Source organism: Pseudomonas sp. GM79 (assembly GCF_000282495.1).
Taxonomy (GTDB): Bacteria; Pseudomonadota; Gammaproteobacteria; order Pseudomonadales; family Pseudomonadaceae; genus Aquipseudomonas.
In genome coordinates, this window is sequence record NZ_AKJE01000030.1 from 22,940 (window position 1) to 46,592 (window position 23,653).

A 23,653-nucleotide genomic window follows, 5' to 3' on the forward strand; every position below is an offset into this window, starting at 1 on the left:
TATCTTGCCGGGAAATAACCAATCATCTGTCCCATCGAAATCATTCCCTCCCAAGAGCCCACATGAAAGCCATTGCCTACTACACCTCCCTGCCCATCAGCGACGAAAAATCCCTGCAAGACATCGAACTGCCAGAACCGGTCGCCGGCCCGCGCGACCTGTTGGTGGAGGTCAAAGCCATCTCGGTCAACCCGGTGGATACCAAGGTTCGCCAGAACGTCCAGCCGGAAGGCGGCGCGGCAAAGGTGCTGGGCTGGGACGTGGCCGGTGTGGTCAAGGCCGTCGGCAGCGAAGTGACCTTGTTCAAGGCCGGCGACAAAGTGTTCTACGCCGGCTCCATCGCCCGTGCCGGCGGCAATAGCGAGTTGCATGTGGTGGACGAGCGAATCGTCGGCCATATGCCGAGAACCCTCGGTTTCGCCGAAGCTGCCGCCCTGCCGCTGACCGCCATTACCGCGTGGGAATTGCTGTTCGAACGCCTGCAAGTGCGCGAAGGCAAAACCGATGAAGGCCAGAGCCTGCTGATCGTCGGTGCCGCTGGCGGAGTGGGTTCGATCCTCACGCAATTGGCCAGCCAGCTCACCGGCTTGAAGGTCATCGGCACCGCTTCCCGTGCACAAACCCAGAGCTGGGTGCGTGACCTGGGCGCCGATCAGGTGATCGATCATAGCCAGCCGCTGGGCGAAGAACTCAAACGTGCCGGGTTCGAGCAGGTGACCCACGTCGCCAGCCTGACCCAGACCGATCAACATCTGGATCAATTGGTAGAGGCTTTGGCGCCGCAAGGCAAACTGGCGCTGATCGATGATCCGAAGTCGCTGGACGTGACCAAGCTCAAGCGCAAGAGCCTGTCGCTGCACTGGGAGTTCATGTACACCCGCTCGCTGTTCGAAACCGCAGACATGATCGAGCAGCACAACCTGCTCAACCGCGTCGCCGGGCTGATCGATGCGGGCACGCTGAAAACCACGGTCGGCGAGCACTTCGGGACCATCAACGCGGCCAACCTGCGGCGTGCCCATGCTCTGCTGGAGAGCGGCAAGTCCAAGGGCAAAATTGTGCTTGAAGGGTTCTGATCGCAGCCTTTGTAGGAACTGCCGGAGGCTGCGATCTTTTGATCTTGTGTTTTAAAAGCAAAATCAAAAGATCGCCGCCTTCGGCAGCTCCTACGTGGATCGGCGTACATCCCGGATGTTTCGGTCTTGTAGGAGCCGGCGAATTTTTGCCGTCAGTCAGAGAATTGACCGTTGTCACAATTGCGATCGTATTCGGGTCTACAATCGAAAACTCTGCGAACAATCATTTATGTGATGTCTTTTACGAGACGTCTTTTACGATAGGAGTTCAGCAATGAAGATCCTGATAAAAGAAGTGGCAACATCCCGCTGGCAGGTCCACCTGGATCAACACGCTGTGACGTTCCGCAGTGAGGCCGAAGCCCTGGCCTTCACTAAAACGCTTGAAGCGCGCTTGCACGCGCCCCATCAGATTCCCGACCGTCAGCATCGCGCTGCTGGCTGAGTCCGTCCTCAGACCTGGGCTTGCGTCAGCGCCCGGGCATTTTGCAAACGCCGGGTGAGCGTCGCCGCGCTCACCACCAGAATCCCGCACAGGCTGATGACCATGGCCATGGGCATGGCGCTGCCATCGTGTAAAACACCCACCAATGCTGCGGCCCCGGCGGCAACGCTGAACTGCAGGCAACCGAGCATCGCCGAGGCACTGCCCGCCCGCGCGCCCTGCCCGTTCATAGCGCAGGCCGACGCGTTAGGCACAATACAACCCAGGCTGGCGATGCAGAGGAAAAGCGGAATCAGCAACGGCCACAACTGTTCGGTGTGCAACGCGCTGACCGCCAACAGGGCCAGGCCGCCCGCCAGATAGAACCAGACAGTACGCGCCAGTAAAAAAGCCGGACCACGCTTGGCCAGCATCCGGGCATTGACCTGGGCCACCAGAATGAAACCCGCCGCGTTAATTCCAAACAGCCAGCCAAAATGCTCGGCCGGCACGCCATAGAGCTTGATGAAGACGAACGGTGAACCGGCGATGTAGGCAAACATTCCGGCGATGGCGACACCGCCGGTCAGGGCATGGCCGAGGAAGATCGGGTCCGCCAGTAACCGACCGTACTGACGCAGCGCGCCCGACAACGGTTGGCGCGGCACATGGGCCGGCAGACTTTCCGGCAACCCGAGAGCCACCGCCAACCCTGCCAGTGCACTGAAACCGGTCAGCGCCAGAAAGATCGATTGCCAGCCCGTCGTGTTGACCAGCAACCCGCCCAGCATTGGCGCAAGAATCGGCGCCAGGCCCATCACCAGCATCAACTGCGAAAAGACCTTCGCCGAACCCACCGCATCGCATTTATCGCTGACCACCGCCCGCGAAATCACCATGCCCGCGCACCCGCCCAGCGCCTGGACGAAACGTGCACCAATCAGCCATTCCAGCGTCGGCGCATAAGCACAGGCCAATGAAGCGGCGGTGAACAAGCCGACACCTGTCAGCAAGGGAATGCGTCGCCCAAAGCGATCGGCCACCGGGCCGTACGCCAGTTGACCAATGGACAGGCCGAGGAAATAGGCCGCCAGGGTCAGTTGAACGTGTTTTTCGTCGGTGCCGAAAGCGAGCGCCATCGCCGGAAATGCCGGCAGATAGAAATCGATCGCCAGCGGACCGAAAGCGCTCAAGGCGCCGAGAATCAGGATTGTGCGAAAGTTCATCAGGCGTCCAGATTAGACAGGGATCGGCAGGCCGACAGTCTAGCCTTGCGTGGACGCCTTGAACATTCCGTTAGGTCGCTAACTATTAAAAAACTCAGGCCAATTTGACGCCATAGCCCTCTTCGCTGATCGCGGCGATCACCTGATCGGCCGTCAGTGCGCTTTCAACGCCGACTTCTTTTGCCGCCAGATCAATGCGCACACTGGCCGCGGGATCCTTGGCTTGCAGCGCCTGAGTGATGGCCTTGACGCAGTGACCGCAAGACATGCCTTCAACATTGAACACTTGCATGGGACAACTCCTGGAATGAAACCCTTTAATGAGGGGTGCAGGCAGTCTCGAGCTTGCCACCATGGCAAGGTCAAGTTCTGAAGCAAGCTGCCGGGCTGGCAATCGGCGCCACGCTCGGCCAAGCTGCGTCCATCTATGACTCGACATCAGGAGATTTCAGCCATGCGCTGGTCAGCTCTCAGCCTGTTTGGCTTCCTCAGCCTATTTGCCGCGACACCTTCGGTTCAAGCCGCCGGGGAGGATTATGGCGTGCTGATCATTTCCCGCGAGCGCCTGGAGGTTTCGACTTCCTGCGAGATCGGCGTGTACATCCAGGATCAGCTATCGGCGCGACTGTTCCAGGAACAGAGCACCTCGTTCAACCTGCCGCCGGGCAATGTGTCCCTGCGCCTCAAACTGCTGCCGGGCCAGGTGCCGGGTTGCAACCCGGGCATGCTCGCGCCGGGTTCGCAGAACATCACGCTCAAGGCCGGGGATGTGTTGAAGTTCCGGATTGCAATGACGCAGGAAGGGATGTACCTCAAGCCTGCCGCCCTCGAGTATTGACGCAAAACCAATGTGGGAGCGGGCTTGCTCGCGAAGGCGGCGTGTCAGTCAACGATGATGTCGACTGGCATACCGCTTTCGCGAGCAAGCCCGCTCCCACATTAGACCTGCGGCGATTTTCAGAGTGGCGCTTGACCTTGCCAGCATGGCAAGGTTGATCCTGTAGGTAATTTCTACAGGGAGCGTGACCGATGTCCGAATCTACCACCTTCGATCTGCCGATTGCCGGCATGACCTGCGCCAGTTGCGCCGGACGTGTCGAGCGAGCCTTGAGCAAAGTCATCGGCGCCACGGCCGTCAGCGTCAATCTGGCCACCGAACAGGCTCGGGTTCAAGCGCCCAGTGATAGCCTGCCTGCCTTGATGGACGCGGTGCAGCAGGCCGGTTACAGCGTGCCACAGCAGACCCTGGAATTGAGCATCGACGGCATGACTTGCGCGTCCTGCGTCGGCCGCGTCGAACGGGCGCTGACCAAGGTGCCGAGCGTGAAGAGTGTCAGCGTTAACCTGGCCAACGAACGTGCGCACCTCGAACTGCTCGGCCAGGTCGATCCGCAAACCCTGATCGACGCCGTGACCAAAGCCGGTTACTCCGCCAGCGTCTGGGAAGTCGAACACCCGCAAGCCAACGTTCAACAGCAACGCCTGCATCGCGAACGCTGGGCCTTGCTGGCGGCCATCGCCCTCGCTTTGCCGCTGGTGCTGCCGATGGTGCTGCAACCTTTCGGCGTGCACTGGATGCTCCCGGCGTGGGTGCAGTTTGCGTTGGCCACCCCGGTGCAGTTCGTCTTCGGCGCACGCTTCTATGTCGCTGCGTGGAAAGCCGTGCGCGCCGGTGCCGGCAACATGGATTTGCTGGTGGCCCTGGGCACCAGCGCCGGATACGGCTTGAGCGTTTACGAGTGGGCCACCGCTGTCGGTCGCCTGCCGCACCTGTATTTCGAAGCCTCGGCGGTGGTGATCGCCTTGGTATTGCTGGGCAAATACCTGGAAAGCCGCGCCAAGCGCCAGACTGCCAGCGCCATCCGCGCCCTCGAAGCTTTGCGTCCGGAGCGAGCCATTCAGGTGATTGATGGCCGTGAGCAGGAGGTTGCGATCAGCGCTTTGCGCCTCAACGATCTGGTCATGGTCAAACCCGGCGAACGCTTCCCGGTGGATGGCATCGTTGTGGAAGGCCAGAGCCACGCCGATGAAGCACTGATCAGCGGCGAGAGCCTGCCGGTGCCAAAACAGCCGGGTGACAAGGTCACCGGCGGTGCCATCAATGGCGAAGGTCGGCTGCTGGTTCAGACCTTGGCGCTCGGCGCAGAAACCGTACTGGCACGGATCATCCGCCTGGTCGAAGACGCGCAGGCGGCGAAAGCGCCGATACAGAAACTGGTGGATAAAGTCAGCCAGGTGTTCGTGCCTGTGGTTCTGCTGATCGCGCTGGCGACCCTGCTCGGTTGGTGGCTGTACGGCGCGCCTCTGGAAACCGCGTTAATCAACGCCGTCGCAGTGTTGGTGATCGCCTGCCCTTGCGCACTCGGACTGGCCACGCCGACGGCAATCATGGCCGGCACGGGTGTAGCGGCGCGCTACGGGATTCTGATCAAGGACGCCGAAGCCTTGGAGCGCGCTCATGAAGTCAGCGCCGTGGTGTTCGACAAGACCGGCACGCTGACTTCGGGCACACCGCGCATCGCGCATCTGAGTGCCATCGAAGGTGACGAAGCCGCCTTGCTGCAAATGGCTGGTGCGCTGCAACGCGGCAGTGAACACCCGTTGGCCAAGGCTGTGCTGGATGCCTGCACCGAGCGCGGCCTGACCGTGGCTGATGTCAGCGACAGTCAATCGCTGACCGGGCGCGGCATTGCCGGCAATCTCGATGGTCGGCGACTGGCTTTGGGCAATCGGCGCCTGCTGGAAGAGAGCGGCCTGAGCGCCGGACCATTGGCTGACTCCGCAACGGCCTGGGAAACCGAAGGCCGGACCCTGTCCTGGCTGATCGCACAAAGCCCCGAGCCACGGGTGCTCGGCCTGTTCGCCTTCGGTGACACGCTCAAACCCGGCGCCTTGCAAGCGGTGCAACGCTTAAGCGCACGGAACATTAGCAGCCACTTGCTGACCGGCGATAACCGCGGCAGCGCCAAGGTGGTCGCCGAGGCGCTGGGCATCAGCGATGTCCACGCCGAAGTATTGCCGGCGGACAAAGCCGCCACCGTCGCCGCACTGAAAAAAACCGGTGTGGTGGCAATGGTCGGCGACGGCATCAACGACGCACCGGCCCTTGCCGCGGCAGACATCGGCATCGCCATGGGTGGCGGCACCGACGTCGCCATGCACGCGGCAGGGATCACCCTGATGCGCGGCGATCCACGGCTGGTGCCGGCGGCGCTGGAGATCAGCCGCAAGACCTACGCGAAGATTCGCCAAAACCTGTTCTGGGCCTTCGTCTATAACCTGATCGGCCTGCCACTGGCGGCGTTCGGCTTCCTCAACCCGGTGCTGGCCGGCGCAGCCATGGCGCTCTCGAGCGTCAGCGTGGTCAGCAATGCGTTACTGTTGAAAACCTGGAAACCCAAAGACCTGGAGGATCACCGATGAACATTGGCCAAGCGGCCCGCCAGAGCGGTCTGAGCGCAAAGATGATCCGTTATTACGAATCCATCGGCCTGCTCAAGGCTGCCCATCGTACCGACAGCGGCTATCGGGTCTATGGCGACGACGATCTGCATACTCTGGCGTTCATCAAGCGTTCTCGGGATTTGGGTTTCTCGCTGGAAGAGGTCGGCAAACTGCTGACCCTCTGGCAGGACCGTCAGCGAGCCAGCGCTGATGTGAAGGCGCTGGCCCGTCAGCACATCGACGAGCTGAACCAGAAGATTCGCGAACTCGGCCAACTGCGCGACACCCTGCAAGACCTGGTAGAGCATTGCCACGGCGACCACCGCCCGGACTGCCCGATCCTCAAGGAGCTGGCGTCGGGCTGCTGCGCCGAACCCGCCCATTCCTGAGCGCCAACCCCTTCACCACCAGCAACGTGGTGAGGGGAATGCCGTGAAACAACAACACCACTGCGCCGGGCGTCCACCACGAATAGAACGGCGCGGCGATCAACATGCCGATGCCGAACCCGGTCATTTGCAGCAGCGTCAAAAAGCTGAAAATCGGCAGGCGCAGGTTGTCCGGTTCACGTTGCAGGCGCGACATCAGGCCAACTTCCGAGAACCCGTCGCCCAAGCCTGCGGGCAATGAAAACAGCAGCAAGCCGTAAAGCGTTTGCTGCTGAAACATCAGGATGAAGCCGCAGGACATCAGCAACACGCCAAAGAAAAATCGCCGTTCCAGATGAACGTTGTCCGTACCTTTCAGGCGACTGGCGATTCGCGCTCCAATGAATTTCCCGCTGGCCCAGACCGCCAGCATCAGGCCCAGGGTGGTGCTGGCCGACTCGGGTGTCAGCAGTTTTGAAATGATCGGGAAGCCGACGTTGTGTGCGGCGCTGCCCAAAGTGTCGGCCATCGCGACGGCAAGCATCGCCGCCAGCACCGGCGCTGTGCGTAAACCCTGACGCAGGGCTGACCATTCGCCTTGTTGGTGATGGGGTTCATCGCTGGGTGCAGGTCTGGGAAACCGCAGCGGCACAATCAACAACGCCGCCAACAGGTAAGTGGCCACGTTCAGGGCAAACACCGTTTCAAAGCCAAACCCCGCCACCAACAACCCTGCCACCAGACTCCCGCCGACCATCGCCGCAGATGATGCCGAGGTCATCCAGGCGTTGGTCTTGAGCAACTGCGCCTTATCGATCATGTGCGGTAATTGGCTGTTGAGGCCAATGGCGAACATCGAATTGCCGAACCCCAAACCGAACGCGATCAGCGGTAGCAGCAGCGCTTGTTGAGTGACCGGCAACACTAGCAGCAGGCCCAGCAAACCGGCGCGCAGCAGGTCGAAGGCAATCAGCGGCAGTCGCCCGGCCCAGCGGCGATAGAACCGGGTGCCGATCAAACTGGCAAAGATCCCCCCGGCTACACGGCTGGCGAGGAAGATCCCGACGCTCATGGCGCTGTTGCTGAGCAGGTAGACGTAGGTGGCCAGGGCAACCATGTTGAGGAAAGCGCCGAAGTCCGAAATCAGCCGGGCGGCGATGATCAGTTGGGCATTGCGGGTGGAGTTCACATTCAGTCCTTGAGTGTGGGGGGTTCGAAGATCGCTGGTGTAAGGGCGTGGTGTGAACACGGCTTCACTTACACCAACAATCTACTGTGGGAGCGGGCTTGCTCGCGAAGGCGGCGTGTCAGTCGACATCACCGTTGACTGACACGCCGCCTTCGCGAGCAAGCCCGCTCCCACATTGGATCTTCGCCAAGTTTTGGTATTCGATGATCCACTGAACAAAAAACCCGGCCGAAGCCGGGTTTTGGGTCAACCGATCACTGCATCCAGGGCGGAGGCGGTTCTTCGGCTTTGCTCGGTGGCGCGTCGTCCGCTGCGCGGATCGCTTGCTTGCGCTCTTCATCGAGACGGGCCGCCTCGATCTCGCGCATGATCCCGCCGACGTCCGCCAGCTCTTCCGGCTCGTCGAACTCGCCGGTCAACACACTGGCCGGGTGCAAGGTGCCGGCTTCATACAACGCCCACATTTCCTTGGCGTACTTGGTGCGTTTCAACTCCGGTGCAAAGCGACCGAAGTACGACGCCATGTTGCCCACGTCCCGTTCCAGCATGTTGAACGCGTGGTTGTTGCCCGCCGCATCCACCGCTTGAGGCAAGTCGATGATGACCGGGCCGGTTGGCGTCAGCAGCACGTTGAACTCGGACAGGTCACCGTGCACCAGGCCGGTACACAGCATCAGCACGATCTGCGAAATCAGAAACGCGTGATATTCGCGCGCCTGGTCCGGCTCCAGCACCACATCGTTCAGACGCGGCGCGGCATCGCCGTACTCGTCGGCCACCAGCTCCATCAGCAGCACGCCTTCGAGGAAGTCATACGGCTTGGGGACTCGCACACCGGCACCGGCCAGGCGGAACAACGCCGCCACTTCGGCATTCTGCCAGGCGTCTTCGGTTTCTTTCTTGCCGAACTTGGAGCCCTTGGCCATCGCTCGAGCCTGTCGGCTGTTGCGCACCTTACGGCCTTCCTGATACTCGGCCGCCTGACGAAAACTGCGTTTATTCGCCTCCTTGTAGACCTTGGCACAACGCAGCTCGTTGCCGCAGCGCACCACATAAACAGCTGCTTCTTTACCACTCATGAGTGGGCGCAGCACCTCGTCGACCAGACCGTCCTCGATCAGGGGTTCAATGCGTTTTGGAGTCTTCATCAGCTTTTATTGTGGGTCCTTTATTACCAAACACGCGAAAGTCATTCGTTATACGGCAATCCACTCATTCGCGGGAGGGGTTGCCGACCTATGAACGTTCCCATGAACATCAAGAAGCACACAATGTGCCGGATTAATCAGACACAACTCATCGACCGCTCAAGATCATAGCTGAGCCTGCGCCACTTGTTGACGAAGGGCTACAAGGGCATTTGCGACAGAATCTGACACGTAGATCCCTACCCTTCGCCGGATTTTTCTCAACAGGCCTCAATTTCCACGTTCCTCAGCCGAAGTCATTAGAGAGAAAAGGAATTGTCCGACAATCGCCCCGACAATGATAACGAGGGCGCACTCAAGGATCGGGGTGTATCAAACGTTTTCGGCTGCCAATAATCCGCGAGTCATCTGCACTGCGTGGGCCTACAAGAAAAAACTGGAGCGCGGATGAACATTAAACAGAAGTTGACCTGGGCGTTTGCAATCATCGCCTGCTTGCCCGTGGTGCTGGTCGCCACCCTCGTGGTGCTGAACTTGCGCAGCGATGCCAAGGATAATTTTGTCGATGGCAGCGGCCGCGAGATTCGTCAGGTCAGCAATGCCATGCAGCTGTTCTTTGATGGCATCAGCCAGAACGTCGATTACCTGGCCACCCAACCGCTGATCAAGAACTCCGACGACAGCCTCAAGACCTACATGAGCGCCAACGCCGAGAGTATTCCCCAAGGCGAGTCGGACAAAAAGGTTTTCGCCCTCCTTCAGGACCTGGGCAACAGCCACCCGGCCTACGCCTACGCCATCCTCGGTACGGCGGCGGGCGGTTACGTGTCCTGGCCGGACGATGCGAAGCTGAGCAATTACGATCCGCGCCAGCGCCCGTGGTACAAGGCCGCGCAGGCCAAACCCGGCAAACCATTTCGCACCGAAGCCTATTACTGGGCCCAGGATGACGCGACTTACGTCAGCACCGTGCGCACCATCGACAACAAACTGGGCACCAACGGCGGCGTGGTCAGCATTGATGTGACGCTCAAGCAGCTCACTGAAATCGTCAAACAGATCAAACTCGGCGAAACCGGCTACCTGATGCTGGTGGAAAACACCGGCACGGTGCTGGTCGATCCGAAGCAACCAGCAAACAACTTCAAAGCCCTGACCAGTCTCGGCGACGGTTACGCGCAACTCGCCAAGGCCGGCAAAGGGCTGGTAGAAGTGGAGCTCAATGGCGAGCGTTACATGGCCAACGTCTGGCCGTCGGAACAACTGGGCTGGACCTTTATCGGCCTGATCAAGCAGACCGACGTGATGAGCTCGGCCACTCAACTGACCTGGCTGATCGCGATCATCGCGGCGGTACTGGCGGTGTTCTTCGCCATCGTCGGCGCCAGTTTCGCCAGCCTGATCGTGCGACCGATCCGCAGCGTGGCCAGTGGTCTGGAAGGCATCGCCCAAGGTGAAGGCGACCTGACCAAGAACCTGCAAATCCGTGGCAGCGACGAAACGGCTCAATTGGCCAACTGGTTCAACCAGTTTCTGACGGCGATTCGCAATTTGATTCAAAGCATCGGCGGCGCCGCGACCAAGATCCTCGCCACCTCCCAGAGCTCGACGCAGGTGTCCAGCGACATGGCCGAAGCCGCCGGGCGCCAGCGTGAAGCGGTGGACATGGTGTCCACGGCGTTCCACGAAATGGTCGCCACCGCCAACGAAGTCGCACGCTCCTGCAGCCAGGCCGCCGAGTCGGCCGACAGCGGCCAGCGCCAGGCGCGCGAAGGTCAGCAGCAGATCGATGCCGCAGTGAGCAGTGTTGATCGCTTGAGCCAGGAAATCGAACAGTCGGCGCAGTCGATGCAACAACTTGAGCGCGATAGCAACGACATTCAGTCGATCCTCGGGACCATTCGTTCCATCGCTGAACAGACCAACCTGCTGGCCCTGAACGCCGCCATCGAAGCGGCCCGGGCGGGTGAACAGGGTCGTGGTTTTGCGGTAGTGGCGGATGAAGTTCGCGCCCTGGCCAAACGGACGGCCGATTCCACGGCGGAAATCGACGGGCTGCTGGGCAACCTGGCCAAGCGCACCAGCCAGGTGACGCAGCAGATGCATGCGAGCCTGGAAGTGTCGCAGCAATCGGTGACCCGCATCGGTGAAGCGCGCAGCAGCTTTGGGCAAATTCGTGAATCGGTGGATGTGATTCGCGACATGAACACTCAAATCGCCACGGCGGCGGAGCAACAGCATCAAGTGGCGGAAGACATCAATCGCCACATCAGCCAGATTCATGGCGATGCGCAGTTGGTGGCGGAACTGGCGAACTCGGCGCGACTGGACTCGCAGAGCCTGGCTGGGTTGTCGAATGAGCTGGATGGGTTGGTTCGACGGTTCAGGACCTGATATCCAAGAACACCGCAGATCCAGTGTGGGAGCGGGCTTGCTCGCGAAAGCGGACTATCAGCCAACAGAGATGTTGAATCTGACGGCCTCTTCGCGAGCAAGCCCGCTCCCACATTGGTCCGGTGGTGTTACTGTTTGAACAATTCCCCCGGGGTAAACCCGAACAACCCCTTGAACGCCGCAATAAACGCCGACGTCGAGTCATACCCACAAGACAGCGCGGCATTGGTCACGCTGTTCCCCTCCTCCAGCAAACTCAGCGACGACAGCAGCCGCATGCGCTGCCGCCAGCCGCGGAAGCTCAACCCGGTTTCACGCTGGAACAAGCGCATCAAGGTTTTCTCCGACGAGCCCAAACGCTCGGCCCATTCTTGTAAGGTCGCATTGCGCTCAGGGCTGTCGATCAGCTCGTTGCATAAACCCAGCAAACGTTCATGCCGGGGCAGCGGCAGGGAAAACCCCACCTCAGGCAGACTCGCCAACTGATCCAGCAGCACGCCCACCAATCGCGCTTCCTGGCTGTCGCCCTGTGGATATTCCACGGGAAGCAGGCAAAAGCGTTTGATCAGCTCCCGCGCCAATGGCGTGACTTCCAGCACCCGGCAACGCCCCTCCGCCCATTGGCAGTCCTCGCGGCGCACGTAAAGGCTGCGCATCTCGGCACGCATCGACGTCACGACCTGATGCTCGAGATCCGCCGGAATCCAGATCCCCCACTGTGGCGGCGCAAAGAAACTGCCTTCGGCGGTATGCACACCAAGAACGCCGCTGATGGCGTAGGAAAACTGCACCCAATCGTGACGATGAGGCGACGTCCACGAACCGGCGTTCAGACTTTCCGCTCGTGCATACAACGGACGCGGCAACGCCGTCAGTGCCGGGATGGTGCGTTCGAGGGAAAGTTGTCCGTTAGTCGGCATTGATTGGCCTTATGTCGCAAGACGGCTGATGGAGCCGACGTTAGGCTAAGTCATCAATTCTTACAAACGTATTCGGTGCCGGTATGCATGCCTTCAAACACCTCAAACGCGTGGTCACCGACTGGTTCTTGTGCGGCATGCTGATCGCCACGCTGCTGGCGTATGTCTTCCCGACTTTCGGTGCTATTGGCGGCGGGATGCACGCGGAGTACGTGATCAACGTCGGCGTGTTTCTGGTGTTCTTCCTCCATGGGGTCAACCTCTCCAGTGAGCAAATCAGCCACGGGCTGAAAAACTGGAAGCTGCACGTGATGGTTCAAGCCTTCACCTTTGCGGTGTTTCCGTTGATCTGGCTGCTGAGCGACAAATTGCTGGGCTCGCACTTTCCATCACTGCTGATGCTCGGCTTCCTCTACCTCTGCGCCCTGCCTTCGACCATTTCCTCGTCCGTGGCCCTGACCGGTAGCGCGGGCGGCAACGTACCGGCAGCGATTCTCAACGCGAGCCTGTCCAGCGTGCTGGGGATTTTTCTGACACCGTTGCTGGTGAGCTTCGTGGTCGGCAGCGGCGCGGGTGGCATTGATCTGGGCTCAACCCTGCTCGATTTATGCGCCATGCTGCTATTGCCGCTGGTGCTCGGGCAATTGCTGCGGCCGCTCCTGGGCAAGTTTTTCGCTCGGCACAAGCGCTACACCAACATCGCCGACAAACTGGTGATTCTGCTGCTGGTGTACTCGGCGTTCTGCAACTCGATGGTCTCGGGGATGTGGCAGCAACAGGGCAACAGCGTGATTCTGACTGCGCTGTTGGGCAGTGCGATGTTGCTGGCAATCATCCTGTGGATGACCACCCGCACCGCTCGCGCGCTGAAGTTCAGCCCCGCCGATGAGATTGCCGCGGTGTTCTGCGCCAGCAAGAAATCCCTGGCGGCCGGCGCACCGATGGCGGCGCTGATCTTCGGTGCCAACCCCGGCCTTGGCTTGATCCTGCTGCCGATCATGATCTATCACCCGTTGCAGCTGATCGTCTGCTCGGTGATGGCCGAGGGTTACGCCAACCGCAACCGGGAACTGGCCGCGCAGCAACGCGCGGCACTGCTCAACCCCCAGTAATCCGCAATCAGCGCTCGATAATTGCCGTCACGCCCTGACCGCCCGCGGCGCAGATCGAGATCAACCCTCGGCCCTTGCCCGCCGCGTCCAGCAGCTTCGCCAGGTTGGCGACGATGCGCGCACCGGTGGCGGCAAACGGATGCCCGGCGGCCAGTGAGCTGCCCTTGACGTTGAGCCGGCTGCGGTCGATGGAGCCCAGCGGTGCGTCGAGCCCAAGGCGGGTTTTGCAGAACTCCGGATCTTCCCAGGCCTTCAACGTACACAGCACTTGCGCGGCAAACGCTTCATGGATTTCGTAGTAATCGAAGTCCTGCAAGGTCAGGCCATTGCGCGCCAGTAACCGCGGCACGGCATAAGCCGGCGCCATCAGCAGGCCTTCGGCACCGTTGACGAAATCCACCGCCGCCGCTTCGCCGTCACGCCAATAGGCGAGGATCGGCAAGCCGCGCTCTTTCGCCCATTCCTCACTGCCCAGCAGCACCACCGACGCGCCATCGGTGAGTGGCGTGGAGTTGCCCGCGGTCAGGGTGCCCTTGGCGCTTTTCTCGAAGGCCGGTTTCAGTGAGGCCAGTTTTTCCAGGGTCAGGTCCGGGCGCAGGTTGTTGTCCCGGGTCAGGCCGAGGAACGGCGTCATCAAATCGTTGTGCCAACCTTCGGCGTAGGACGCGGCCAGCTTCTGATGGCTTTGCTGGGTCAGCTGATCCTGCTCGTCACGCGGGATGCTCCAGGTTTGGGCCATCATTTCACAGTGTTCGCCCATCGACCGGCCGGTGCGCGGCTCGCCGATGCTTGGAAAGTCGGGCATCAAGTGGCGGGGGCGCAGTTGCAGGAAGGTTTTCAGTTTGTCGGCGGTGCTTCGGGCGCGGTTGGCTTGCAGGAGGATCTTGCGCAGGCTTTCGTTGACCCCGATCGGTACGTCCGAGGCAGTGTCGACGCCGCCGGCAATGCCACATTCGATCTGACCCAGGGCGATTTTGTTCGCCACCAACAACGTCGCCTCCAGCCCCGTGCCGCAGGCTTGCTGGATGTCATAGGCCGGCGTCATAGGCGACAACCGCGAGCCGAGCACGCATTCGCGGGTCAGGCCGTAATCACGCAAATACTTGAGCAGCGCTCCAGCCGCCACTTCACCCATGCGCACACCGTGCAGGTTATAGCGCTCGATCAGGCCTTCCAGCGCTGCGGTGAACATCGCCTGGTTACTGGCAGTGGCGTACGGCCCGTTGGACCGGGCAAAGGGAATACGGTTACCACCGATAATCGCGACGCGACGCAGCTGAGTCATGAAAAAGCTCCTTTTAATCAACTATGAACACCAAACCCTGTGGGAGCGGGCTTGCTCGCGAAGGGGCCGGCCCATTCAACATCTCCGTTGACTGACACACCGCTTTCGCGAGCAAGCCCGCTCCCACAGGGGGCTGCATTTCCTGAAAGTCCTGCTAAACCCAATCCCAAACCAACCTGCAATGTTCAAGCGTAGGCCGTATCTCGTGGATCGAACGACTAATTGCCATTCCTGGTCCACACTTTTAACCCCAGCTGCTGGAGCGTGATCCATGTCTGACCGCTATATCGACTTCGCCAATTCGTCCATCGGCCATCGTGTGGTCGGTGCCCTGGGTCTGCCGTCACCGGTACGACTGGAACGCTGGCAAGCAGGCCGGTTGCGGCCTATCGAGGGGGCGCTGTTGATTGGCGGTGGCCCGTTGGCGGAAAAAGTCAGCACCCTCGCCAACCGCCTGACCGACACGATTTACAGCTACGGCACCGATCCGACCCTGGCCAGCGCGTGGATTCCCGGCCACGGCCAGAAACTCAAAGCCGTGGTGTACGACGCCGGTGATCTGGTGCAGGTCGATCAGCTGAAACAGTTGCGCGAGTTCTTCCAGCCGCTGATGAAAAACCTCGATCATCATGCGCACCTGGTAATTCTTGGCCGGGCGCCGGAGACCTTGAGCGACCCGTTCGCCGCCAGTGCCCAACGCGCCCTGGAAGGTTTCAGCCGTTCGCTGGCCAAGGAACTGCGCAGCGGCGGCACGTTGCAGCTGATCTATGTCGGCGAAGGTGCCGAAGATCAACTGGAAGGCCCATTGCGGTTTTTCCTCTCGCCCAAAAGCGCGTTCATTTCCGGACAAGTCATTCGCTTGAAGGCGTGTGAGGCGCAGGTGATGGACTGGAGTCGCCCCTTGTCAGGGCGCAAGGCTCTGGTGACGGGCGCGGCGCGCGGCATCGGCGCTTCGATCGCCGAAACCCTGGCCCGCGACGGTGCCGAGGTGATCCTGCTCGACGTGCCACCGGCCAAGAACGATCTCGAGGCCCTGGCCGCACGCCTCGGCGGGCGCGGCATCACGCTGGATATCTGCGCCGAAGACGCCGCCACACAGCTGATCGAACACTTGCCCGACGGCATCGACATCGTGGTCCACAACGCAGGCATCACCCGGGACAAAACCCTGGCCAACATGACCCCGGAATTCTGGGACGCGGTGCTGGCGGTCAACCTCAACGCGCCGCAAGTACTGACCAAGGCGTTGCTCGACAGCGGCACCTTACGCGACAACGGCCGAGTGATCCTGCTGGCGTCCATCAGCGGCATCGCCGGCAATCGCGGGCAAACCAACTACGCCGCGAGCAAGGCCGGGTTGATCGGCCTGGCCCAGGCCTGGGCGCCGCTGCTGAGTGAGCGCGGCATCAGCATCAATGCCGTGGCGCCAGGGTTCATCGAAACCCAAATGACTGCACACCTACCCTTCGGCGTGCGCGAAGCCGGGCGGCGCATGAGTTCATTGGGCCAGGGCGGCCTGCCGCAAGACGTCGCCGAAGCTGTGGCCTGGCTGGCACAACCGGGCACCGGAGCGTTTACCGGGCAGGCGTTGCGCGTCTGCGGGCAAAGCGTTTTGGGAGCCTGACCATGACCACCGACTGGCACACTCTCCATAGCGAACCGGGCCTGCAAACGCTGTATGTGAAGGCGGCAACGCGCCGCAAAATCACCGGCACCACGCTGCCTGACCTGGGTTATCACTGCTGGGTCAATGTCGATCCGAAACGCCTGGAGGCTTATCGAAAAGTCTGTGGTTTCGCCGACAACGGGCTGCTACCACCGACGTATCCACACATCCTGGCATTTGCCTCGCAGATGCAATTGCTTACCGCCAAAGCGTTTCCGTTCCCGCTGTTGGGGCTGATTCACTTGAGCAATCGCATCCGCGTATTGCGCCCCATGGGCGGTGTGCACCGGGTGCGGGTCAGCGTGAACGTGCAGAACCTGCAACCCCATGCCAAGGGGGCGACGTTCGATTTGGTGACGACGCTCGACGATCAGTTGGGCGTGCTGTGGGAGGCGGAAAGCCAGATGCTCTGTCGCGGCGTCAAACTGGAAGGCGAGCCGGTCGAGGAAGCGTTTGCATCGACGCTGTCGCTGACCGAAGTGGCCCACTGGAAAGCGCCTGCAGACATTGGCCGGCGGTACGCCAAGGTGTCCGGCGACTACAACCCGATCCACCTGAGTGCGATCAGCGCGAAACTCTTCGGTTTCCCTAGCGCCATCGCCCATGGCCTGTGGAACAAGGCGCGTACGCTGGCAGCCCTGAGCGATCATTTGCCGACGGCCAACGTCGAGATTGCGGTGCAGTTCAGGAAACCGGTGCGCCTTCCCAGTGAAGTGACGCTGATGTCCAGTGCGGCGGGGGCCAGCGGGGATTTTCAGTTGATGGGGGCGGGGGAGATTGAGCATATGGCGGGGCAGTGGCGGCCTGTTGCCTGATTATCCGGTACATACGCGGCTCCACTGTCTGATCGTTCCCACGCTCTGCGTGGGAATGCAGCCCGGGACGCTCCGCGTCCCAAGAGCCGAACGCAGAGCGTCCGTAGAGGCGTTCCCACGCAGAGCGTGGGAACGATCAAAAATCCTCATACCGCTCTTCATCTGGGGATTGGCGAGGGGGCCGACTCAGGAACTGACCACCCCAGGAAACAAATTATTCAACGTCTCCAACAACCGCACGTGATAAATCGGCTTGCGAAACAAATCCAGCACCTGCAACCGCAACATATCACTCACATCATCCATATCCGCATGCCCCGACGTCACGATCACCGGTAAATGCTGACGAGCCGTATGCTCACGCAACCGCTTGATCAACGACATGCCACTCTCCTCCGGCATCCGCAAATCGGTAATCACCAGCGCAATATCAGGGTGACAAGTCAAATGCTGAAGGGCGAGTTTGACCGACGTTGCCGTAAAACAAGTAAAGCCCTCGCCCTCCAGCAACTCGGCCAGTTCCAGCAGCGCATCCTCCTCATCGTCGACCAGAAGCAGCTGTTGGCGTAGCAGCGCGGGAGCATTCATAAATAAACACCTGCAATGGACTAAGCGTTGACGTTAGAACCGCCCTGGCAGGTTAGCAAGCTGTCGGCATCAAGAAGCAGGAGGAGGCACTAGCGAATCCCGGAGCACGGTAAAAATATCGGTTACCGCTCCCGAAATAGGTTCCATGAACACCACCAACGCAACCGCTGCCATACCCGCAATAATCGCGTATTCGATGCCCGAGGCACCTTCCGTATCTTTGGCCAGGTATTTGAACAAAATGATTTCGGATTTGATCTTCTGAATCACTTTAGTAAAGGACATGACGTGTCTCCTATGACAGGAGGGTGTTGCACGGCCGCAACATGATTCCCCTATGCCAGCATCAGCATTGTCGGCAAACCCCAGACCAACAACTGTAAGAACCTATTAATACTTAAGTAGTAATCGGTTCACTGGCGTCATAAAACTGTGCTTTTGGCTTCAGTCCGTTACTTTTGTCAGATATTTACCGCCCTGTAATGGCTTTTTGCTCTACCTGCGCTACCGTCAAATAGCGAAATAGTTCCATGTTCATAGCTGCCTGATTGCGAAGTCATCTCATTAGAACTCTTGGGGGCGTTACGCAGCAGGAAAGGGAGAGCCGTCATGAACAGTCGCGTCACCATGGGCCTGGCCGGGCTGTTTCTGGTAGGCGCCATCATTGCCGGTTACTGGGGGCTGGCGCTGAGTCGCCAACCGGCACCCGAATCCGTCGCGCAATCCGGCACATCATCGGCCCCAATACTGGCACCGGCAGACGACCCGACTCGCCAGCCAGTGGTTGTGCTGCTGCGTGACATCGCGCCGTTCGAGCAAATTAGCGCCGCCGACGTGACGCTGGAGAAACTCCGTACCGCCCCGGCCGGCAGCCTGTCCCGTCTCGATCAAGCCATTGGCCGTACGCCCTGGCGCACGCTGACTGCCGGCAGCTGGCTCAATGATGAAAGTTTCGAAGCCGGCGGTGCGCTGGCGCGAATGATCCGCCCTGATGAGCGTGCCCTCGCCGTGGCGGCGGATGACGTGGTCAATGTCGGCGGTCAACTGAGCCCCGGCGACTATGTCGACGTCTTGCTGTTTCTGCGCATGGACACCAACAACCTCCAGCAATCGGCCCAAGTGGTGATTCCGGCATTGCGGGTGCTCGGTGTCGGTGACCAGTTGGGGCTGATGAACGATGGTCTGCCTGCCCACCCGGCGCGCAGTCACGAAGAACGACTCAAGCAAGAACAACTGCGCGCCAGCGCTCGCACCGTTTTGCTTGCGGTCCCCGAACCCCTCTTGAGTCGCCTGATGCTCGCGGCTCAGGTCGGGGTTTTGCGCCTGGCCGTGCGCAGCGCCGAAGAAAAACGCCTGAACCAATACTGGGCCGGCAACCGCGATTCAAAGGTGAGCCTGGCCAGTGTCAATCGCGAACTGGTGCAATTCAGTCAACTGGCCCTGGTCGGCACACCCAAACCCGCCACTGGCGGCGCAGCACCGCGCAAGTCGAGCGTGGAAGTCATCCGCGGCAATGAAGTCACCCAACAAACGCACTGAATCCAGCGAGGACGCTTCTCCATGCGCAGACGCTTCACGCGGTACTTCCTCGACAACGGCCACTTCGATAAACGCGGCGGATTATCGCTATGAGCCAACCCCAGAACCTGAGCCAGACGTTCCTCGCGATCACGCGCAACAGCACCGACTTCGAGTGGCTGCAAGGTGCGCTTGCCCCTTTGGGCCGGGTGATCAGCGCCGGTGGCGGCAACCTCGATGAACTCTTGACGCTGGTGGACGTGACCTTCGCCAGCCTGGTGTTCGTGGGTCTGGACCGGGAGCATGTGGTGGCCCAGAGCGCGTTGATCGAGGGTGCCCTGGAAGCCAAACCGATGCTGGCAATCGTTGCCTTGGGCGACGGCATGGACAACCAACTCGTGCTCAATGCCATGCGTGCCGGTGCGCGGGATTTCGTTTCTTACGGTTCACGTTCCAGTGAAGTTGCCGGCCTGGTGCGACGCCTGAGCAAACGCCTGCCGACCGTGACGCCGAATATGCAACAGAGTCAACAGGGTGGCCTGACCGTGCTTTACGGTGCGCAGAGCAATGCCGACGGCGCGTTGCTCGCCAACCACCTGGCGCACGTGGTGCAAAAGAGCGGTCAGCAGACACTGTTACTGGATCTGGGCCTGCCGCGTGGCGACAGCCTTGCGTTGCTGGGGCTGGAGAGCTCGTTTCATTTTGGCGATGCGTTGCGCCATCTGCGGCGTCTGGACGCGACACTGATCGACAGTGCTTTCACGACCTGTGACGCCGGGCTGCGGATTCTCGCCTACGCCAGCAACGACGAACCGCTGGAACAGACCAGTGCCGCCGAGCTGTACATGCTGCTCAGCGCCTTGCGCCAGCATTTCCAGCACATCGTGGTGAACCTCACTGGCCAGTCGGACAGCGAGGCGTTGCGTACCTTCGTCAGCCATTGCGACAAGTTGCTGTGGTACACCGATCAGAATGTGCTCGACTGCCGACGCAACCTTGAGGTGCTCGGCCGCTGGCGCGAAAAAGGCCTCAAGCTCGACCACGCCAGGTTGCTGGTGGACCGCTATCTGCGCAATGTCGCGCCAGACTCCGATACCTTGAGCAAAAGCTTCGGCATGGAGGTTATCGCGGTCCTTGCCTACAGCCCGGAAGTACGGCTCAACGCCAAGAATCAGGGGGTGAGCCTGTTCGAGCTGGCCCCGCGCGAAAACCTGACCCAAAGCCTGCGCGCCCTCGGCGAACGACTGGCCAAACGCTCCGAAGACCTGGACAAACCCAAGGCTGGCTGGTTCGACCGATTGAGGGGCGCGCCATGAGCGGGGAAAAACTCTTCGGCGCGCCCCCCCACGGGCCGGCCGGCAATACCGACCATGAAGGCCTGAAACTGGTGCTGCACCGCTACATCATCGACGCCATCGAAGAGTCCGGAAAAAACCTGCTGGAAGGTTCGCGGCAAATGCTGTCGCAGTTCGTCATCGACAAAGTCGCCGAGTACATCGCTCGTCTGCACCTGGCGATTTCCCGTTATGAGATGGAGCGACTGGCTGAGGAAATCGTCGACGAGCTCACCGGTTTCGGCCCCCTGGAGGTGTTGCTGCGTGATTCGACGGTGACCGAAATTCTGGTCAACGGCCCGCACCGGGTGTTCGTCGAACGCGAGGGTGTGTTGCACCTCAGTGACCTGCGATTCATCGACGACCACCACGTCGAACGGGTGATGCAACGGATTCTCGCGCCCCTGGGCCGACGGCTCGACGAGTCTTCACCGATGGTCGATGCGCGTTTGCCCGATGGTAGCCGGGTCAATGCAATCATCCCGCCCATTGCCCTCGATGGCCCGTGCCTGTCGATTCGAAAATTCCGCAAGGACATGCTCAAAAGCTCCGATCTGATGGCGATGCAAACCATCGATCAGGCGATCTTTGAGTTTATTCAGGAGGCCGTGGGCAAGCGCTGCAACATCCTTGTCAGCGGCGGTACCGGCACCGGCAAGACCACGTTGCTGAACATTCTCAGCCAGTTGATCGCCCCTCACGAACGCCTGGTCACCATCGAAGACGTCGCCGAGCTGCAACTGGGCCATCCTCATGTGGTACGCCTGGAAACCCGACCGCCGAATGCCGAAGGCCACGGCGAAGTGAAGGCCAGCGATCTGATTCGCAACGCGCTGCGGATGCGCCCGGACCGGATCATCCTCGGCGAGATTCGCGGTGTCGAAGTGGTCGACGTGCTCACCGCGATGAACACCGGGCATGACGGTTCCATGAGCACCGTGCACGCCAACAACGCCCAGGATGCGCTATTGCGCCTGGAGACCCTGGTGGGCCTGACCGGCCGCACCATCGCTGAGCGCACGCTGCGGCAAATGATCTGTGCCGCGCTGGACGTGGTGATCCAGTTGACGCGCCTGCCCGATGGCCGCCGCTGCGTCAGCGAAGTGGTGGAGGTCGTGGGTATTCGTGATGACGTGTATGTGACCAATACGCTATTCAAGTTTGATCGACGCACCGGTTTCGGTTTTCTGCGCGAGGCGGTCAACCCCGCCGGCGAAAAGCTGCGTCGCGAATCGGCGCTCTCTCCCTTATCGCACTAAGGATCACGGCATGCTCAAACCGGCGCTGCTCATCCTGATTTGCCTGACGTTGCTGGGTTTGTCGATCCGTTTGTTCTACAACGGCCTGCGCCAGACCGGCATCGATCGAACCCTCGGTCGTTTGATGCAGGGACAACCGCAACTGGCGGTGGCGAAATCATCCTGGGCCGGCCTGGAACGGGCCTTTCTACGCGCCGGCCTCGGTCGTCCCACCGAGCGCCTGAGGTTGTGGCTGTTGCTCTGGGCCGTGGGCATTTTGCTGGGGTTTGCCCTCGCCAGCTGGATCGGTTTGCTGGCGTTGTTGCTGATGCCACCTCTGGCTCTGCGGCTGTACATCAGTTGGTGCTATCAGCGCCGGCTCAAGCGCATGATCGAACAACTGCCGCCATTGCTTGATCACACCGTGCGCAGTCTGAAGTCCGGACGCACCCTGGCCGATGCGGTGCTGGTCGCCATCGACGCCGCCGAAGACCCACTGAAAAACGCCATGGGCCGGGTTCAGCGCAATGTGCACCTGGGCGTCAGCCTGCCTGACGCTGTCACGGACTTCGCCGAACTGTACGAGAAAGACGAGTTTCGATTGTTTGCGCTGGGCCTGAAGGTCAATCACCGCTACGGCGGTAATGCCAGTGAGCTGTTTGAGAACCTGATCAAAATGGTCCGTGAACGCGACCAGGCTGCGCGCCAACTGCGCGCCATGACGGGCGAAACCCGCATCACGGCGATGGTGCTGGCCCTGATGCCTGTGGGGCTCGTCGGCTACTTCTTGCTGTCCAATCCGAAGTACCTGCTCGCCATGTGGAACAGCAGCTCGGGGCAAATGATGCTCGCGACCGCGTTTGGCCTGCAGGTTGTGGGTTGCCTGGCGCTGTGGCGCATGTTGCGCAGCGTATGAAAATAGCCCTGCTGATCAGCGCACTGTTGTTTCTGGCGGCCACGCTGTTGCTGCTCAGTGGGCTGCTGGACCAACATCGACGTGCTCGCCAAGTGGCTCAACGACTGGACGGCAAACCGCTGAACGACCATCGCGTCAGTCACTGGTTGCAAGCGCTGGGCAACAGCCGTATCGGTCAACGCTCGGTCAAACTGGACAACGAAACCCAAATGCTGCTCAACCGCCTCGGCTGGCGCAGCGCCCGGCAACGCTCGCTGTTCGCCGCCTGCCAGATCGGCATACCGGTGCTTGCGTTGATCCTGAGTCTGTTGATCCAGAGCGTGTTCTTCCCGCAGGTGAACAACCACTGGATCACCCCGGCCTTCGCCACCGCCTTCGGTTACTTGCTGCCCAAACGCTTGCTGGCCGCCGCCGCGTACCGTCGGCAAAGACAACTGGCGATCGAGATTTCGACCTTCATTCCGCTGCTGCGCATCCTGTTCGAATCCGGCATGGCGGTGGAGCAGTCGCTGCGAGTACTGAGCATCGAAGGCAAACAGTTACTACCGGCCCTGACCCATGAACTGCGCCTGATACTGACCCGGGTCGATTCCGGACTGGAACTGGGCGAAGAACTGAACAAGGCCACCCAGTTACTGGCGGTGGACGAATTCACCGACACCTGTGTGATTCTTCAGCAATTGATCCACCAGGGCGGCGGCGCCATGAAATCGCTGCTGGGACTCAAACTACTGCTCGATGACCGGCGCCTGACACGCTTGCAGGAATACATCTCCAAGATGTCCGCGAAAATGTCTGTGGTGATGATGTTGTTTCTCTTCCCGGCGCTGCTGATCGTACTGGCTGGCCCCAGCTTCACCGCATTGGCCCGGGCTTTTGGTCGTTGAAAAGCACCGCTACGATCCCGTAGGAGCGAGGCTTGCCCGCGAAGGCGACCTGACAGCCAACCAATTTCTTGCGGATATACACGGTTCAACTGTGGGAGCGGGCTT

Annotated in this window: 22 protein-coding genes and 1 pseudogene; 15 read left to right on the forward strand and 8 right to left on the reverse strand. The window is 60.6% G+C overall.

Features of this window, described 5'->3' with window-relative positions:
- Positions 1–62 precede the first annotated feature (62 nt).
- Positions 63–1,076: a zinc-binding alcohol dehydrogenase family protein gene (locus PMI36_RS21240; RefSeq protein WP_008069680.1), complete on the forward strand. Its 1,014-nt coding sequence runs from the start codon at positions 63–65 to the stop codon at positions 1,074–1,076.
- A gap of 274 nt (positions 1,077–1,350) precedes the next feature.
- Positions 1,351–1,521, forward strand: coding sequence for a hypothetical protein (locus PMI36_RS31680; RefSeq protein WP_008069684.1), 171 nt, complete (start codon positions 1,351–1,353; stop codon positions 1,519–1,521).
- An 8-nt stretch (positions 1,522–1,529) separates the two neighbouring features.
- Here the strand turns inward: PMI36_RS31680 and PMI36_RS21235 are convergent, their stop codons facing one another.
- Both PMI36_RS21235 and PMI36_RS21230 read right to left on the reverse strand, forming a co-directional pair.
- Positions 1,530–2,726, reverse strand: coding sequence for a multidrug effflux MFS transporter (locus PMI36_RS21235; protein ID WP_008069686.1), 1,197 nt, complete (start codon positions 2,724–2,726; stop codon positions 1,530–1,532).
- Positions 2,727–2,820: 94 nt separating this feature from the next.
- Positions 2,821–3,018 carry a heavy-metal-associated domain-containing protein gene (locus tag PMI36_RS21230; RefSeq protein ID WP_008069687.1) on the reverse strand — a complete coding sequence of 66 codons (198 nt, stop codon included), beginning with the start codon at positions 3,016–3,018 and terminating at the stop codon, positions 2,821–2,823.
- A gap of 162 nt (positions 3,019–3,180) precedes the next feature.
- Between PMI36_RS21230 and PMI36_RS21225 the strand changes: the two genes are divergently transcribed.
- The 3 genes from PMI36_RS21225 to cueR all read left to right on the forward strand — a co-directional run bounded on the left by PMI36_RS21225 (position 3,181) and on the right by cueR (position 6,559).
- Positions 3,181–3,564 (forward strand): hypothetical protein, encoded by a 384-nt coding sequence (locus tag PMI36_RS21225; protein WP_008069688.1) that lies wholly within the window; start codon positions 3,181–3,183, stop codon positions 3,562–3,564.
- 191 nt (positions 3,565–3,755) lie between these two features.
- Positions 3,756–6,149, forward strand: coding sequence for a heavy metal translocating P-type ATPase (locus PMI36_RS21220; RefSeq protein WP_008069689.1), 2,394 nt, complete (start codon positions 3,756–3,758; stop codon positions 6,147–6,149).
- Complete coding sequence (gene cueR / locus PMI36_RS21215) at positions 6,146–6,559, forward strand: Cu(I)-responsive transcriptional regulator (RefSeq protein WP_007907120.1); 414 nt, start codon at positions 6,146–6,148, stop codon at positions 6,557–6,559. Before PMI36_RS21220 ends, cueR begins: the two co-directional genes overlap by 4 nt.
- On the opposite strand, the gene PMI36_RS21210 is transcribed toward cueR, so the two are convergent.
- Positions 6,513–7,727 (reverse strand): MFS transporter, encoded by a 1,215-nt coding sequence (locus PMI36_RS21210; RefSeq protein WP_008069690.1) that lies wholly within the window; start codon positions 7,725–7,727, stop codon positions 6,513–6,515. The two genes, cueR and PMI36_RS21210, sit on opposite strands and share 47 nt — an antisense overlap.
- 254 nt (positions 7,728–7,981) lie before the next feature.
- The gene (locus PMI36_RS21205; protein ID WP_007907116.1) at positions 7,982–8,875 is read right to left on the reverse strand and encodes a PA4780 family RIO1-like protein kinase; all 894 of its coding nucleotides are present in this window, start codon (positions 8,873–8,875) and stop codon (positions 7,982–7,984) included.
- A 447-nt stretch (positions 8,876–9,322) separates the two neighbouring features.
- On the opposite strand from PMI36_RS21205, the pseudogene PMI36_RS32390 reads away from it, so the two are divergent.
- Positions 9,323–10,411 (forward strand): annotated as a pseudogene (locus PMI36_RS32390) (cache domain-containing protein); the annotation flags it as partial.
- Between the two features lie 129 nt (positions 10,412–10,540).
- The gene (locus PMI36_RS32395; protein WP_371917492.1) at positions 10,541–11,269 is read left to right on the forward strand and encodes a methyl-accepting chemotaxis protein; all 729 of its coding nucleotides are present in this window, start codon (positions 10,541–10,543) and stop codon (positions 11,267–11,269) included.
- A gap of 128 nt (positions 11,270–11,397) precedes the next feature.
- Here PMI36_RS32395 and PMI36_RS21195 read toward each other — a convergent pair whose 3' ends face one another.
- Positions 11,398–12,189 carry an AraC family transcriptional regulator gene (locus tag PMI36_RS21195; RefSeq protein ID WP_008069693.1) on the reverse strand — a complete coding sequence of 264 codons (792 nt, stop codon included), beginning with the start codon at positions 12,187–12,189 and terminating at the stop codon, positions 11,398–11,400.
- Positions 12,190–12,272: 83 nt separating this feature from the next.
- Here PMI36_RS21195 and PMI36_RS21190 point away from each other — a divergent pair, with 83 nt between their 5' ends.
- On the forward strand, positions 12,273–13,301 hold the full coding sequence (locus tag PMI36_RS21190) for a bile acid:sodium symporter family protein (RefSeq protein WP_008069694.1): 1,029 nt from the start codon (positions 12,273–12,275) through the stop codon (positions 13,299–13,301).
- Positions 13,302–13,308: 7 nt separating this feature from the next.
- On the opposite strand, the gene PMI36_RS21185 is transcribed toward PMI36_RS21190, so the two are convergent.
- On the reverse strand, positions 13,309–14,586 hold the full coding sequence (locus PMI36_RS21185) for an acetyl-CoA C-acetyltransferase (RefSeq protein ID WP_008069695.1): 1,278 nt from the start codon (positions 14,584–14,586) through the stop codon (positions 13,309–13,311).
- 271 nt (positions 14,587–14,857) lie between these two features.
- Here PMI36_RS21185 and PMI36_RS21180 point away from each other — a divergent pair, with 271 nt between their 5' ends.
- Together PMI36_RS21180 and PMI36_RS21175 are read left to right on the forward strand one after the other, a co-directional pair.
- Positions 14,858–16,210, forward strand: a complete 1,353-nt coding sequence (locus PMI36_RS21180; protein ID WP_008069696.1) for a 3-oxoacyl-ACP reductase — start codon at positions 14,858–14,860, stop codon at positions 16,208–16,210.
- A gap of 2 nt (positions 16,211–16,212) precedes the next feature.
- On the forward strand, positions 16,213–17,067 hold the full coding sequence (locus PMI36_RS21175; RefSeq protein WP_008069697.1) for a MaoC family dehydratase: 855 nt from the start codon (positions 16,213–16,215) through the stop codon (positions 17,065–17,067).
- A 186-nt stretch (positions 17,068–17,253) separates the two neighbouring features.
- Here PMI36_RS21175 and PMI36_RS21170 read toward each other — a convergent pair whose 3' ends face one another.
- Both PMI36_RS21170 and PMI36_RS21165 read right to left on the reverse strand, forming a co-directional pair.
- Positions 17,254–17,655 (reverse strand): response regulator, encoded by a 402-nt coding sequence (locus PMI36_RS21170; RefSeq protein WP_008069698.1) that lies wholly within the window; start codon positions 17,653–17,655, stop codon positions 17,254–17,256.
- Between the two features lie 69 nt (positions 17,656–17,724).
- On the reverse strand, positions 17,725–17,940 hold the full coding sequence (locus tag PMI36_RS21165; RefSeq protein ID WP_008069700.1) for a Flp family type IVb pilin: 216 nt from the start codon (positions 17,938–17,940) through the stop codon (positions 17,725–17,727).
- Positions 17,941–18,264: 324 nt separating this feature from the next.
- On the opposite strand from PMI36_RS21165, the gene cpaB reads away from it, so the two are divergent.
- The 5 genes from cpaB (at position 18,265) to PMI36_RS21140 (ending at position 23,548) form a co-directional block, all read left to right on the forward strand.
- Complete coding sequence (gene cpaB / locus PMI36_RS21160) at positions 18,265–19,194, forward strand: Flp pilus assembly protein CpaB (protein WP_008069702.1); 930 nt, start codon at positions 18,265–18,267, stop codon at positions 19,192–19,194.
- Between the two features lie 89 nt (positions 19,195–19,283).
- Complete coding sequence (locus tag PMI36_RS21155; protein ID WP_008069704.1) at positions 19,284–20,489, forward strand: AAA family ATPase; 1,206 nt, start codon at positions 19,284–19,286, stop codon at positions 20,487–20,489.
- On the forward strand, positions 20,486–21,766 hold the full coding sequence (locus tag PMI36_RS21150; protein WP_008069706.1) for a CpaF family protein: 1,281 nt from the start codon (positions 20,486–20,488) through the stop codon (positions 21,764–21,766). The genes PMI36_RS21155 and PMI36_RS21150 overlap by 4 nt, the downstream gene beginning before the upstream one ends.
- A gap of 10 nt (positions 21,767–21,776) precedes the next feature.
- Entirely contained in the window at positions 21,777–22,661 is an 885-nt protein-coding gene (locus PMI36_RS21145) for a type II secretion system F family protein (protein ID WP_008069708.1), read from the forward strand.
- Positions 22,658–23,548 (forward strand): type II secretion system F family protein, encoded by an 891-nt coding sequence (locus tag PMI36_RS21140; protein WP_008069709.1) that lies wholly within the window; start codon positions 22,658–22,660, stop codon positions 23,546–23,548. The genes PMI36_RS21145 and PMI36_RS21140 overlap by 4 nt, the downstream gene beginning before the upstream one ends.
- Positions 23,549–23,653: the final 105 nt, after the last annotated feature.

Bases quoted from the DNA above. Each gene is read 5' to 3' on its own strand.
- cueR (WP_007907120.1), top strand. From the start codon at position 6,146: ATGAACATTGGCCAAGCGGCCCGCCAGAGCGGTCTGAGCGCAAAGATG.
- PMI36_RS21230 (WP_008069687.1), bottom strand. From the start codon at position 3,018: ATGCAAGTGTTCAATGTTGAAGGCATGTCTTGCGGTCACTGCGTCAAG.
- PMI36_RS21175 (WP_008069697.1), top strand. From the start codon at position 16,213: ATGACCACCGACTGGCACACTCTCCATAGCGAACCGGGCCTGCAAACG.
- PMI36_RS21170 (WP_008069698.1), bottom strand. From the start codon at position 17,655: ATGAATGCTCCCGCGCTGCTACGCCAACAGCTGCTTCTGGTCGACGAT.
- PMI36_RS21240 (WP_008069680.1), top strand. From the start codon at position 63: ATGAAAGCCATTGCCTACTACACCTCCCTGCCCATCAGCGACGAAAAA.
- PMI36_RS21225 (WP_008069688.1), top strand. From the start codon at position 3,181: ATGCGCTGGTCAGCTCTCAGCCTGTTTGGCTTCCTCAGCCTATTTGCC.
- PMI36_RS21150 (WP_008069706.1), top strand. From the start codon at position 20,486: ATGAGCGGGGAAAAACTCTTCGGCGCGCCCCCCCACGGGCCGGCCGGC.
- PMI36_RS21140 (WP_008069709.1), top strand. From the start codon at position 22,658: ATGAAAATAGCCCTGCTGATCAGCGCACTGTTGTTTCTGGCGGCCACG.
- PMI36_RS32395 (WP_371917492.1), top strand. From the start codon at position 10,541: ATGGTGTCCACGGCGTTCCACGAAATGGTCGCCACCGCCAACGAAGTC.
- PMI36_RS21195 (WP_008069693.1), bottom strand. From the start codon at position 12,189: ATGCCGACTAACGGACAACTTTCCCTCGAACGCACCATCCCGGCACTG.
- PMI36_RS21180 (WP_008069696.1), top strand. From the start codon at position 14,858: ATGTCTGACCGCTATATCGACTTCGCCAATTCGTCCATCGGCCATCGT.
- PMI36_RS21220 (WP_008069689.1), top strand. From the start codon at position 3,756: ATGTCCGAATCTACCACCTTCGATCTGCCGATTGCCGGCATGACCTGC.
- PMI36_RS21190 (WP_008069694.1), top strand. From the start codon at position 12,273: ATGCATGCCTTCAAACACCTCAAACGCGTGGTCACCGACTGGTTCTTG.
- PMI36_RS21205 (WP_007907116.1), bottom strand. From the start codon at position 8,875: ATGAAGACTCCAAAACGCATTGAACCCCTGATCGAGGACGGTCTGGTC.
- cpaB (WP_008069702.1), top strand. From the start codon at position 18,265: ATGAACAGTCGCGTCACCATGGGCCTGGCCGGGCTGTTTCTGGTAGGC.
- PMI36_RS21145 (WP_008069708.1), top strand. From the start codon at position 21,777: ATGCTCAAACCGGCGCTGCTCATCCTGATTTGCCTGACGTTGCTGGGT.
- PMI36_RS21155 (WP_008069704.1), top strand. From the start codon at position 19,284: ATGAGCCAACCCCAGAACCTGAGCCAGACGTTCCTCGCGATCACGCGC.
- PMI36_RS31680 (WP_008069684.1), top strand. From the start codon at position 1,351: ATGAAGATCCTGATAAAAGAAGTGGCAACATCCCGCTGGCAGGTCCAC.
- PMI36_RS21235 (WP_008069686.1), bottom strand. From the start codon at position 2,726: ATGAACTTTCGCACAATCCTGATTCTCGGCGCCTTGAGCGCTTTCGGT.
- PMI36_RS21165 (WP_008069700.1), bottom strand. From the start codon at position 17,940: ATGTCCTTTACTAAAGTGATTCAGAAGATCAAATCCGAAATCATTTTG.
- PMI36_RS21185 (WP_008069695.1), bottom strand. From the start codon at position 14,586: ATGACTCAGCTGCGTCGCGTCGCGATTATCGGTGGTAACCGTATTCCC.